Origin of the sequence: Actinacidiphila yeochonensis CN732 (assembly GCF_000745345.1) — a bacterium.
Classification (GTDB): domain Bacteria; phylum Actinomycetota; class Actinomycetes; order Streptomycetales; family Streptomycetaceae; genus Actinacidiphila; species Actinacidiphila yeochonensis.
Window position 1 is genome coordinate 4,411,278 of record NZ_JQNR01000005.1, and the last position, 12,140, is coordinate 4,423,417.

Here is a 12,140-nt window from a genome sequence, read left to right on the forward strand (position 1 = left end):
TCGGGCCGTCCGGGCCGTCCGGGCCGTTCAGACCGTGACGCGGGCCCGGAAGGCGGTGAACGGGACCGCCGGCGAGCGCTCGTCGAGCAGCAGCCACGGCATCTCGGTCACCCGGTCGCCCAGCATCCGGAACAGCCGGCGGGCGCAGACGTGGTCCCCCGCCAGCGCGCAGGCCAGCGCGAAGGTGTTGGCGGTCAGCGCCCAGTCCCGGCGCCGGACGAAGTCCGGGTGGAGCACCGAGCGTTCGGCGGCGTGCCGCAGCTCCGCCACCGCCTCGGGCCGGCGCAGGGACGGCCCTTCGGGGTCGCGGCCGAGCCCGGCCCACTCCGCCAGCCGGGCCAGGGCGACGAGTTCGCCCAGCGGGCCGCCCGCGGGTTCGGCGCCCGCCGCCCGCCGGGCGAAGGCGAGCACCCGCTCCGCCGAACCCTCCGGCGCTCCGGCCAGCTGCCGCAGGTACGTGCGGTGTGCCGCGAGGTGGCCGGGCGCGCTGCCGACGACCGCCTCGAAACGCTCCCGCGCCGTCCCAGCGTCCACCCCCAGGCCCTGCCCGCACACCTGGACGAGGTGGTGGGCCGTCGTGAGCACCGCCCCCGACGGCCGCAGCCGCGCCACCTCGCGCAGCTCCGCCTCGGCCGCCTCCAGCTCCGCCACCGCCGGCCCGGACAGGCCGTCCGGGGCCGCGACCCCCGTCCCCCAGCGGCCGCGACCGGCCCGCTCGACCCGGCGGGCCGCGCAGAGCAGCCGCGGCAGCGGGTCCGCGCCGTCCGCCTCGGCCACGCCGCCGATCCACCGCTCCAGGCCCGGGACGCCCGCCAGCCCCTCGACGAGGAAGCCCAGGTCGTCGGCGTCCTGCGCGGCGGCCAGCGGCCCGCGCACCTCCGGCCAGCCGTCCGCGCCGCGTTCGGCCGCCGCCCGCGCCGCCACCAGCCGCGGGTCGCCGTGGGACCGGTCGATCCCGAGACGGCGCCCGCGCCGCAGCAGGAGCTCCTCGCCCTCCGGACGGCGCGCGGTCAGCAGGGACTTCCAGAACATGCGGCCGGGCTCCGGCATGCGGCCGGCCTCCTTCGGGGATCGGGACGTGAACACGGACGTGGGGCGCGTGCGTGGGGGTGGGCGGGCCCACCGCACTGGATACCACGTCCCGCCGTGTCACCTCCGCCCGGAGCCCCCGCCGCCGGCCCGCCGCGCGCCGCGGCCAAGGGGCAGGGAGCCCGGCCGCAGCTGGGTGAGGGCGGCGCCGGCCAGGATCACCACCGCGCCCACCGGCTCGTTCCAGCTCAGCGACTCCCCGAGCAGCAGCACGCCGGCCGTGGTGGCCACGATCGGGACCAGGTACGTCACCATGACGCCGATGGTCGGGCCCTTCTCGGCCACCAGGCCGTACTGGACCAGGAAGGCCAGGCCGGTGCCCAGCGCGCCCAGCGCCACCACCGACAGCACGGACCGGAGGGGGAAGGACGAGGGCATCGAGGTGAAGAACGGCGTGACCAGGAGCATTTCCACCGTGCCGACCAGCAGTTGGCCGGTGGACGACGCCAGGTGGGAGTCCCCGCCGCCGGCGACGGTGCGCCGCACGTACGCCCAGCCCACGGCGTAGCTGCACGCGGCCGCGAGCGCCATGAGCGTGCCCTTGGGGTCCTCCCCGGAGAATCCCTGCCACGCGCCGAGCACCACCAGCACCCCGACGAAGCCGATGCCGACGCCTGCCAGCCGCTGGCGGCTCGGACGGTCCTCCGAGAGCGCCACCAGGGAGACCAGGATCGAGAAGAGCGGGGACGCCGCGTTGCACATCCCCGCCAGCACGGAGGAGATGGTCTGCTCGGAGACGGCGAAGAGGCTGAACGGCAGCGCGTTGAGGAAGAACGCGCTCACCGCCAGGTGCGCCCAGGTGCGCGGCGAGCGCGGCAGCCGCTCCCGCCGCACCACGACCGCGGCGGCCAGCACGGCGGTGCCGAACACCAGGCGCCCCAAGGTGACCTGGAGCGGCGCGAACGCCTCGTTGCCGACCTTCATGAACAGGAAGCTGAAGCCCCACACGACACCGAGCGAGACGAAGCGCAGCCGCCAGTCCAGCAGCCGTCGCGCCCGCCCTCCCGAGGCGGCGGGAAAGGCGGGGGAGGAGGACGGCGCGGCGGGCGCGGGGGCCGCTGGGGGTGCGGCGACAGGCGGGCGGCTCTCGGCGGATGCGCTCATGCCGTCCACCATGACGGCGGCGACTCCTTAGTACAAGAGAGTTCTCCTTTGCCGACGACGTAGAATTCCTAACATGTTGAGCCTGGATCGCCTCCGCGTCCTGCACGCCATCGACGTCTACGGATCGGTGAGCGCCGCCGCCGACGTCCTGGGCGTGACCACGTCCGCGGTGTCGCAGCAGATGGCCAAGCTGGAACGGGAGACCGGACAGGCGCTGCTGGGCCGCAGCGGGCGCGGGGTCCGGCTCACCGACGCCGGGCGGCTGCTGTCCGGGCACGCCGGGCGCATCCTGTCGCAGGTCGAACTGGCCCACGCCGACCTGGAGGCGCACCGCGGCGCGGCCGTCGGCGAGCTGCTGGCCGGCGCCTTCCCGACCGCCGTGCGCGGCCTGTTCCCGCACGCCCTGGCCGCCCTGCGCGCCGACCACCCCCAACTGCGGACCTCCGTCCACGAGCTGGAGCCGCACGAGTCGCTGGCCCGGCTGGCCCGCGGCGACATCGACCTGGCGGTGGTGCTCGACTGGTACAACAAGCCGCTCTCGCTGCCCGGCGGGCTGGCCAAGGCGCCGCTCTACGACGACATCGCCGACGCCGCCGTGCCCGCCGGCCACCCGCTCGCCGGCCGTTCCGCGCTCGACCTGGAGGAGCTGGCCGGGGACGACTGGATCGCCTGGCCGGACGGCGGCTTCTGCAACGAGTGGCTGCTGTTCACACTGCGCGGCAAGGGCATCGAACCGCGCGTCGCGCACCACGCCGAGGAGCACGCCACCGTCCTGGCCCTGGTCGCGGCCCGGCTGGGCGTCGCGGTGATGCCGCGCCTCGGCCGCGGCCCGGTCCCGGAGGGGGTGGCGATCGTCCCCGTGCGCCACACGATGCGGCGCCACGTCTACGCGGTGTGGCGCGCGGACGCCGACCGCCGCCCGGCGATCCGCGCCGCCGTCGACGCGCTCGGCGCGGCGGCGCGGACCCTCCCGTCCACCGCGCGCCCCGGGACGCCGCAGGCGCCTGAGGCCGCCTGAGGCCGCCTGGAACGGGCACGGGCGCCGGCGGTGGCGGGCTGCCCCAGGCGGCCTCCGCCGCTCAGGCCAGGGAGATCTCGCCGCCGGAGACGGTGATCTGCTTCGCCGGCAGCGGCGCCACGGCGGGACCGGTGGCGACGCTGCCGTCGGCGATGTGGAAGGCGCTGCCGTGGCACGGGCACTGGATCAGCCCGTCGGAGACCTTCGCCACCGTGCAGCCCTGGTGGGTGCAGACCGCCGAGAAGCACGTGAACCGGCCGGCGGTCGGCTGCGTCACCACGACCTTCTGGTCGGCGTAGACGGTGCCGCCGCCCACCGGCACGTCCGACGACTTCCCCAGCACGGTGCCGCCCCCGGAGCCCGATCCCGCCGTCCCGGCCGCCGAACCCGACGGTGAGGCGGCCGACGACCGGTCGTCCTGCGGGGCGGCCTTGCCGGAGGAGTCCGAGCCGCCGCAGGCGGTGAGCGCGGCGGCGAGACCGGCGCCGCCGGCCGCCGCGACGACGCCGCGGCGGGTGGGGGAGTGCGGGAACCGGGGAGTGGTGTCGGCCATGGGGTGCGTCCTGTCCGCTGGCGGGGCCGGCCGGGGTGCCCCGGCCGGCGGCGTGCTGTCACGCGCTACGGTCATACGGCAGCGGGCGGCGTGATGTTCAACGCCTGGCGCAGGAATTCCACCTGATGGCGCAGCAGGCCCTCCACCACCGCGGGGTCGCTCGGCGCGTGCGTGGCGTTCGACAGCGGCAGCACCTGGTGGAAGCGGCCCGCCGCCAGCAGGGCCGCCGACAGCCGCAGCGTGTGCGCGGCCACCACGTTGTCGTCCGCCATCCCGTGCACCAGCAGCAGGGGACGCGACAGCGCGGCGGCCTCGCTGATCGGCGAGGAGCGGTCGTAGGCGGCCGGGTCCTCGTCCGGGTGGCCGAGGAAGCGCTCGCGCCAGTGCGTGTCGTACAGCCGCTGGTCGCTCGGGCCGGCGCCGGAGACGGCGGCGTGGAAGACGTCCGGGCGGCGCAGCACCGCCGCCACCGCCAGCGTGCCGCCGTAGCTCCAGCCGCGGACGGCGACCCGTCCCAGGTCCAGGTCGGGGCAGTGCGCGGCGGCCGCCCACAGGGCGGTCACCTGGTCCTCCACCGGCGCGCTGAGGCTGTCCTTGTGGACGGTCCGCTCCCACCGCGGGCCGCGCCCCGGGGTGCCCCGGCCGTCCGCCACCACCACGGCGAAGCCCTCCTCGGCGAACCACTGCGCCTCCGCCAGCCGATCGGTCAGGGCCCGCACCACCAGCTGCCCGGCGGGGCCGCCGTACGGGGCCATCAGCACCGGCAGGGCGCCGGAGCCGGGCCGGTGCCAGGAGGGGAGCAGCAGCAGGGTGCGGATGCCGAGGCCGCCGGCCTCCAGCAGTACCGGGGCGGGCACCAGCAGCGGCCGTGCCTGCCGGCTCTCCACGGCCAGCTCGGTGCCGCCCGCCAGCAGCCGGAAGGTGTGCCCGGCCGGGGTGTGGGAGTGCAGCAGCAGGCCGTCGCCGGCGCGCCGGCCGGTGTGCAGGCCGGGCCCGTCGCTGAGCCGCACCAGCCGGCCTGGCCCCTCGGGCGCACCGGGCTCGTAGGACCACAGGTGCTCCTCGGTCGGCTCCTCGCTGGCCACGAAGAGTACCGACTCGCCGTCCACGGAGACCACCTCGCGCACCTGGAGCCCGTCCGGGGTCACCGCGGCGCCGTCCACGGCGAGGTGGCGGGTGTCGCCGGCGTCGGCGGTGTGCACCAGCCGCCCGGAAGCCGTACGCGCGGGCGTGCCGTACACCAGCTGGACCCAGGCGGGGTCGCGCCGCTCGTCCAGCACCCGGGTGGCGCCGGTGCCGGGGTCGACGGCCAGCACCCGCAGGGTCTTCTGGTCGCGGCTCTGCACCGAGGCGAAGGGGCCGTGCGCGTCCCAGCCGGCGGCGGCCACGTACTCGAAGGCCGCCCGGTCCCAGCCGACGTCGGTCCGGCCGCCGTCCACGTCCAGCACGTGCAGGGTGACGACGGCGTTGGCGGTGCCGGCCGCCGGGTAGGCGACCCGGCGCGGCGGGCGCCCGGGGTCGGCCGGGTCGGCGATCCACCAGCGCTGGACCGGTGACTCGTCCACCCGGCACACCAGCAGCCGCCGCCCGTCCGGCGCCCACCAGTAGCCCCGGTAGCGGTGCATGGACTCCGACGCCACGTGCTCGGGCAGGCCGTAGCCGACCTCCGGGCCCTCCGGCTCGGCCAGCGCCCGGTCGGCGGGGCCGTCCTCGTCGAGCCCGACGACGTGCAGGGCGCCGCCCGTCACGTACGCGGCGAGGTGCCCGCCCGGCTCCAGCCGCGGATCGACCACGGGCCCGGCGGCGGGCACCCGGCGGGGCGCGCCGCCGGGCAGGTCCAGCACCCACAGCGCGCCGTCGAGGGCGAACACCGCGCGGCGCAGGGCGGCGTCGGCGGCGTACCCGGTGATGCCGGTGCCGCGCACCCGGGCCCGCTCCCGCCGTGTCCGCTCGGCCTCCGGGACCTCCCCGCCGGGGCCGGCGAGCAGGGCCGGGTCGGCCAGCAGATGCTCGCCGCGCGCGTCGCGCAGCCACAGGCAGCCGGCGCGGTCCTCCGGGCCCCGGCTGCGCAGGAAGAGCACCGAACGCCCGTCGGGGGCCAGGGTGAACGAGTGCGGCAGGCCGAGGGTGAGGCGCTGGGTGCGGGCGTACTGGCCGGGGAAGGCGTCGCGGCGCGGGTCCCGCCCGGGGCGGGCGGCGGCGGGCGAGTCGGGCGCGGTGGTGTCCATGCGGGCAGTCTCCAGCGGGCCGGGCACGGAACTCCACCGCATAACCTGGGGGGATGTTGAGAGAAGTGACCGGCATCCGCTACGTGACGCCGCTGCGCGAGGGCGGCTCGGTGCCCGGCCTGGTCGAGGCCGACGACCTCGGCACCTATGTGGTGAAGTTCAGCGGCGCCGCCCAGGGCCGCAAGGCGCTGGTGGCCGAGGTGATAACGGGGGAGCTGGGGCGGCGGCTCGGCCTGCGCGTACCGGAGCTGGTCCGGTTCGGCTTCGACCCGGTGATCGCGCTCGGCGAGCCCGACCAGGAGGTCCAGGACCTGCTGAAGGCCAGCGGCGGCCTCAACCTGGGGATGGACTTCCTGCCCGGGTCCCTCGGCTTCGACCCGCTGGTGTTCACCGTGGACCCGGAGGAGGCGAGCCGGATCGTCTGGTTCGACGCCCTCACCGCCAACGTGGACCGGTCCTGGCGCAACCCCAACATGCTGGTGTGGCACCGCGACACCTGGCTGATCGACCACGGCGCCTCCCTCATCTGGCACCACAACTGGGCCTCCGCGCCCGCCGCCGCGGCCCGCCCGTACGACGCCACCGACCACGCCCTGGCCCGCTTCTCGCCCGACCCGGCCGCGGTCGCGCCGGCCATGGCCGCGCTGGTGACCCCGGGGCTGCTGGCCGAGGTCACCGCGCTGGTGCCCGACGAGTGGCTCGTGGACGAGCCCGGGTTCGACGGGCCGGACGCCGTGCGCGCCGCCTACGTCGACGTGCTCGGCGCCCGAGCCGCCGACATCCACACCCGGATCACCACCGGGAAGGGCCACGAGAAGCAACCGCCGCCGGCCTGGCTGCGCACCTGGGTGGAAGGGAAGAACGCGAAGTGAGCGGGGGAAGCGGCGGGGCGGTGCGGCGCGACGTGTTCGAGTACGCGCTGCTGCGGGTGGTGCCGAGGGTCGAACGCGGCGAGATGATCAACGCGGGGGTGCTCGTCTACTGCCGGGCGCAGGGGTTCGTCGGCGGCCGGGTGCACCTGGACGAGGCGCGGCTGCGCTGCCTGGACGCCGGCGTCGACGTGGCGGGGGTGCGGGCGGCCCTGGGGGGCTACCTGGGCGTCTGCGAGGGTGGCGCGGCGGCCGGCCAGGCCGGCGGCGACGAGCCGGGGCGCCGGTTCCGGTGGCTGACCGCCCCGCGCAGCACCGTCGTCCAGCCCGGGCCCATCCACACCGGGCTCACCGCCGACGCGCGGGCGGAGGTCGAACGGCTGCTGGACCTGCTGGTGCGGTGAGCCGTGCCCGGTGGCGGGGCGGGCGCGGGTCGGCGGATGCCGGGCCGCGGGGGCGCGGTGGCGTTGACAGTGGGTCACGGCGATCCTACGGTTCGAGGTACCTACTAAGCGGTCGCTCACGCGGTCCCACGGGCGGCAGGGCGGCCACCGCACCCGGGCTGAGGAGTCACACATGTCCACCACCGAGCAGCGCGTCGCGATCGTCACCGGGGCCGCCCGCGGTATCGGCGCCGCCACCGCGGTGCGGCTGGCCGCCGAGGGCCGGGCCGTAGCCGTGCTCGACCTCGACGAGAGCGCCTGCAAGGACACCGTCTCGGCGATCACGGCGGCCGGCGGCCGGGCCGTCGCGGTCGGCGCGGACGTCTCCGACGAGGAGCAGGTGACCGCCGCCGTGGACCGGGTGGCTCGCGAGCTGGGGGCCCCGACCGTCCTGGTCAACAACGCCGGGGTGCTCCGCGACAACCTGCTCTTCAAGATGTCGGTGGCGGACTGGGACACCGTGCTCGGGGTCCACCTGCGCGGCGCGTTCCTGATGACCCGCGCGGCGCAGGGGCACATGGTCGACGCGAGGTTCGGGCGGGTGGTCAACCTCTCCTCGTCCTCCGCGCTGGGCAACCGGGGCCAGGCCAACTACTCCGCGGCCAAGGCCGGTATGCAGGGCTTCACCAAGACCCTCGCGATCGAGCTGGGCAAGTTCGGCATCACCGCCAACGCGGTCGCCCCCGGCTTCATCGCCACCGACATGACCGCCGCCACCGCCGCGCGCGTCGGCATGGGCTTCGAGGAGTTCCAGGCGGCCGCCGCCAGCCAGATCCCGGTCCAGCGCGTCGGCCGCCCCGAGGACGTGGCCAACGCCGTCGCCTTCTTCACCGGCGAGGACGCCGGGTTCGTCTCCGGCCAGGTGCTGTACATCGCCGGCGGCCCGCTCGACTGACGCCGGCTCCGTCCTCCCCACCCGGCGGGCCGGGGCCGGGCCACCACCCCCGGCCCCCGGCTCCGGCCGCCCGGCACCCGCGCCCCCGAGACCGCCGTCCGGACGACACCAGCCCCCGAGCGGCTCCCGGGGACCGGCCCCTGAACGGCCCCCGACCAGCCCACGAACAGCGAAGGCACCGCACCGCCATGACCGAGAACCCCCAGGACCCCCAGGCCGGCCACCTCCCCGAGGACACCGGGGACCCCAGGCCCGCCGCGGACACCGGACGGGTGGCCCTGATCACCGGAGCCAGCCGCGGTATCGGCTTCGGTATCGCCCAGGCCCTGGTGGCCCGCGGCGACCGCGTCTGCGTCACCGGCCGCAACGAGGACGCGCTCAGGGAGGCCGTCGAACGGCTCGGCCCCGGACGCGCCATAGGCGTCGCCGGCAAGGCGCACGACGAGGCGCACCAGGCCGCCGCCGTGGAACGGACGATGGAGGCGTTCGGCCGCGTCGACCACCTGGTCAACAACGCGGGCACCAACCCCGTCTACAGCCTGCTCGCCGAGGTCGACCTGGCCGTGGTCCGCAAGGTCTACGAGACCAACGTCGTCTCCGCGCTCGGCTTCGCGCAGCAGACCTGGAAGGCCTGGCAGAAGGAGAACGGCGGCGCCATCGTCAACATCACCTCCGTCGCCGGCCTGACGCCCTCCCCCTTCATAGCCGCCTACGGGATGAGCAAGGCCGCCATGGTCAACCTCACCGTCCAGCTCGCCGCGGAGATGGCGCCGGCGGTGCGGGTGAACGCGATCTCCCCGGCCGTGGTCAAGACCCGGTTCGCCGCCGCGCTGTACGAGGGGCGGGAGGCGGAGGCGGCCGAGGGCTACCCGATGAAGCGGTTGGGCGTCCCGGAGGACGTCGCCGGGGCCGCGGCGTTCCTGCTGTCCGACCAGGCCGGGTGGATCACCGGCCAGAACCTCGTGGTGGACGGCGGCCTCTTCCTGCGCGCCGGCAACGTCTGAACGGGACGCCGGCCGAGGGGAGGGCGGGGGAGTGTCGGTGGTCGGCGGTACGTTCTCCTGGAGAGAGGTCCGCGACCCGCGCCACCCGATCATCCGCACCGGAGGTTCCCGACGTGCCCAGCATGCTGCCCGACTCCTGGCAGGCCGTTGTCGGCGGGGAGTTGGACAAGCCCTACTTCCAGCAGCTCACCGAGTTCGTCGAGGCCGAGCGGGGGACGCACCAGGTCTTCCCGCCCCGCGACGAGGTGTTCGCGGCGCTGGAGGCCACCCCGTTCGAGGAGGTGAAGGTCCTCGTCCTGGGCCAGGACCCGTACCACGGGGAGGGCCAGGGGCACGGGCTGTGCTTCTCCGTGCGGCCGGGCGTGCGCACGCCGCCCTCGCTGCGGAACATCTTCAAGGAGCTCAAGGACGAGTTCGGCTACCCGGTCCCCGACAACGGCTACCTCATGCCGTGGGCCCGCCAGGGGGTGCTGCTGCTCAACGCGGTGCTCACCGTCCGCCAGGCGGAGGCCAACTCACACAAGGGCAAGGGCTGGGAGAAGTTCACCGACGCCGTGATCCGGGCGGTCTCGGAGCGCGAGCAGCCCGCCGTCTTCGTCCTGTGGGGCAACTACGCCCGCAAGAAGCTCCCGCTGATCGACACCTCCCGGCACACGGTCATCGAGGGCGCGCACCCCTCGCCGCTGTCGGCCAAGCTCTTCCTCGGCAGCAAGCCGTTCGGGCGGATCGACGAGGCGCTGAAGGCCCAGGGGCACGAGCCGATCGACTGGCGCGTCCCGGACCTCTCCCGGTGACCTCCTGACCCCCGGCGGCGCACCCCGCGCGCGCCGCCCGGGGTCAACGACCGTACGCCCGCCGGCAGATGGTGGCAGCCTGGCTGCCGGGCGCCCAGCCGCCGTAGGACTGGCCGAGCCGGCAGATGTCGGGGGTGGAGCGGCTCCTGCCCCGCAGCGCGGGGCCGTGCCCGACGGACTCCAGAGCCTCCGCCCCCTGCCGTGCGGCCGCACCGCCGCCGGAAGGTGCCGCTCCGGCCGCGGTGCCCGGTGCCTTCCGGCTCCCGGAGGACGGTGCGGGCGGTTCGGCGGTGGCCAGTACCCGGTGTTCGGGGGCGGGCGCCGTCCACTCCTCGTCCGGCCGGGCCGCCGCCGCGCCGTGCGAAGCCGCAGGACGGGCCGCGGCGCCCGGCGCCAGGGGCCGCCCCGACACCTCCGTGCACCCCGCGAGCCCGGCGCACACCGCGATCGACGCCGCCGCCAGAGGCAGAGCGGACCGCCGCCATCGGGAGACCGGGTGAGCGGGGGCGGTCCTGGGTGGACGCGCCCATGGCGGACGGCCTCCCCCGGATCGACCTTCGGCCGCTCCCGCTCCCGAGCCGGACGCCGTCAGAGGAACGGCGGGTGGAGCAGGGCGTGAGGGCGCAACAGGCGTACAGAGCTGGGCAAGCAGCGTGAAAAGGCTGGTACGGCAACGCACCTGGACAACTCAACCGCAACCGGAAGCCCGGCGCCATTCCCCGCACGGGTGAACCCTGAGGCATCCCGTAGGCTGCGTGATCAAGGAACCCGTCGGCGGCGGGCGACCGGGCCGGCAACGGACGGGCTCCGGACCGGCTCCGGACCGGCGGCGGAGCGGCACCGGGCCGGCGGCGGCCCCTGGCAGTCCCGGCACAACCCGCAGCAGACAGGAGCACCCCCATGGCACGCGGCAGGGCACCGTTGAGGATCGGCGTCATCGGGCTCGGCGACATCGCGCGGAAGGCCTACCTGCCCGTGCTGGCCGCCCAACCCGGCCTGGAGCTCCACCTGCACACCCGCACGCCGGCCACCCTGCACGCGGTGGGCGACGCCCACCGGCTGCCGCACCGGCACACCACCCTGGACGACCTCCTCGCCGCGGACCTGGACGCCGCCTTCGTCCACGCCCCGACCGGCGACCACGTCGCCATCGGCACCCGGCTGGTCGAGGCCGGCGTGCCGCTCTACGTCGACAAGCCGCTGGCCTACGACGCCGACGGCGCCCGCGCGCTGGTGGACCTCGCCGAGCGGCGCCGGGTGCCCCTCATGGTGGGCTTCAACCGCCGCTACGCGCCCGGCTACACGCAGTGCCTGGACCACCCCCGCGACCTGGTCCTGATGCAGAAGAACCGGGTGGGCCTGCCCGAGGACGTCCGCACGGTGGTCTTCGACGACTTCGTGCACGTGGTCGACACCCTCCGCTTCCTGGCCCCCGGCCCGGTCGAGCAGGTGCTGGTATCCGCCCGGGTGCGGGACGGCCTGCTGCACCACGTGGTGCTCCACCTGTCCGGCGACGGCTTCACCGCGATCGGCTCGATGAACCGGATGAGCGGCTCCACCGAGGAGAGCCTGGACGTCAGCGGCGCCGACGCCCGCCGCCAGGTGCTCAACCTCGCCGAGGTGGTGGACCACCGCGGCCAGCCGACCCTCCGGCGGCGCGGCGACTGGGTGCCCGTGGCCCGCCAGCGCGGCATCGAGCAGATCACCCTCGCCTTCCTCGACGCCGTCCGCGAGGGCACCGTGCTGGACGGCCGCGACGCGCTGCGCACCCACGAGCTGTGCGAGCGGATCGTCGCCGAGATCACCGGAGAGCCGGTCACCCGCGCCTGATCCACCGCCGGCGCCGTGACCGCGAGGGCTCACCGGGTTCCGGTGCCCCGAGGGACCACCGCGGCCGCCAAGCCGCCGGGCTCGCGCACGGGTCCGCGGAGCCGACACCGAAGTGGCGCCGGGCCCCTCCCGGAAACCCCGCTCGTGGACGTCCAGGCTGCCCTCGTCGCGGGCGGCGGCTCCACCCCGCCGAAGATCCGGGGGGCGACGCCCGCCCGGCTCGCGCCGGGTCCTGGACGGTCGGTCAGCCGCAGCTTCGGCGTGCCCACCATCCGTCGTCGGCTGGAGCGAAGGGGTCGGGCCGGCTTCGCGG

12 protein-coding genes are annotated in these 12,140 nt (G+C 75.9%); 7 read left to right on the forward strand and 5 right to left on the reverse strand.

Translation table 11 applies throughout. From position 1 onward, the window contains the following. Window positions 1-27: 27 nt before the first annotated feature. The gene (locus BS72_RS32900; RefSeq protein WP_051951826.1) at window positions 28-1,050 is read right to left on the reverse strand and encodes a hypothetical protein; all 1,023 of its coding nucleotides are present in this window, start codon (window positions 1,048-1,050) and stop codon (window positions 28-30) included. A 99-nt stretch (window positions 1,051-1,149) separates the two neighbouring features. Further along, window positions 1,150-2,193: a DMT family transporter gene (locus BS72_RS29875; RefSeq protein WP_037918293.1), complete on the reverse strand. Its 1,044-nt coding sequence runs from the start codon at window positions 2,191-2,193 to the stop codon at window positions 1,150-1,152. Window positions 2,194-2,266: 73 nt separating this feature from the next. On the opposite strand from BS72_RS29875, the gene BS72_RS29880 reads away from it, so the two are divergent. Then, the gene (locus tag BS72_RS29880; RefSeq protein WP_051951828.1) at window positions 2,267-3,211 is read left to right on the forward strand and encodes a LysR family transcriptional regulator; all 945 of its coding nucleotides are present in this window, start codon (window positions 2,267-2,269) and stop codon (window positions 3,209-3,211) included. A gap of 61 nt (window positions 3,212-3,272) precedes the next feature. Here BS72_RS29880 and BS72_RS29885 read toward each other — a convergent pair whose 3' ends face one another. Together BS72_RS29885 and BS72_RS29890 are read right to left on the reverse strand one after the other, a co-directional pair. Next, window positions 3,273-3,764, reverse strand: a complete 492-nt coding sequence (locus tag BS72_RS29885; protein ID WP_037914969.1) for a Rieske (2Fe-2S) protein — start codon at window positions 3,762-3,764, stop codon at window positions 3,273-3,275. 71 nt (window positions 3,765-3,835) lie between these two features. Continuing rightward, entirely contained in the window at window positions 3,836-5,992 is a 2,157-nt protein-coding gene (locus BS72_RS29890; protein ID WP_037914970.1) for a S9 family peptidase, read from the reverse strand. A gap of 53 nt (window positions 5,993-6,045) precedes the next feature. Between BS72_RS29890 and BS72_RS29895 the strand changes: the two genes are divergently transcribed. The 5 genes from BS72_RS29895 (at window position 6,046) to BS72_RS29915 (ending at window position 9,997) form a co-directional block, all read left to right on the forward strand. Then, a complete protein-coding gene (locus BS72_RS29895; RefSeq protein WP_037914971.1) occupies window positions 6,046-6,864 on the forward strand; it encodes a HipA family kinase in 819 nt (272 codons plus the stop codon). Beyond that, window positions 6,861-7,265 (forward strand): DUF3037 domain-containing protein, encoded by a 405-nt coding sequence (locus tag BS72_RS29900; RefSeq protein ID WP_037914972.1) that lies wholly within the window; start codon window positions 6,861-6,863, stop codon window positions 7,263-7,265. The genes BS72_RS29895 and BS72_RS29900 overlap by 4 nt, the downstream gene beginning before the upstream one ends. Window positions 7,266-7,437: 172 nt before the next feature. Continuing rightward, the gene (fabG, locus tag BS72_RS29905) at window positions 7,438-8,199 is read left to right on the forward strand and encodes a 3-oxoacyl-ACP reductase FabG (protein ID WP_037914973.1); all 762 of its coding nucleotides are present in this window, start codon (window positions 7,438-7,440) and stop codon (window positions 8,197-8,199) included. Window positions 8,200-8,387: 188 nt separating this feature from the next. Further along, entirely contained in the window at window positions 8,388-9,203 is an 816-nt protein-coding gene (locus BS72_RS29910; RefSeq protein WP_078901745.1) for an SDR family oxidoreductase, read from the forward strand. 113 nt (window positions 9,204-9,316) lie between these two features. Beyond that, window positions 9,317-9,997: a uracil-DNA glycosylase gene (locus tag BS72_RS29915; RefSeq protein WP_107498914.1), complete on the forward strand. Its 681-nt coding sequence runs from the start codon at window positions 9,317-9,319 to the stop codon at window positions 9,995-9,997. A gap of 43 nt (window positions 9,998-10,040) precedes the next feature. Here BS72_RS29915 and BS72_RS29920 read toward each other — a convergent pair whose 3' ends face one another. Continuing rightward, window positions 10,041-10,409 carry a hypothetical protein gene (locus BS72_RS29920; RefSeq protein WP_051951829.1) on the reverse strand — a complete coding sequence of 123 codons (369 nt, stop codon included), beginning with the start codon at window positions 10,407-10,409 and terminating at the stop codon, window positions 10,041-10,043. 509 nt (window positions 10,410-10,918) lie between these two features. Between BS72_RS29920 and BS72_RS29925 the strand changes: the two genes are divergently transcribed. After that, a complete protein-coding gene (locus tag BS72_RS29925) occupies window positions 10,919-11,827 on the forward strand; it encodes a Gfo/Idh/MocA family protein (RefSeq protein ID WP_198546036.1) in 909 nt (302 codons plus the stop codon). Window positions 11,828-12,140: the final 313 nt, after the last annotated feature.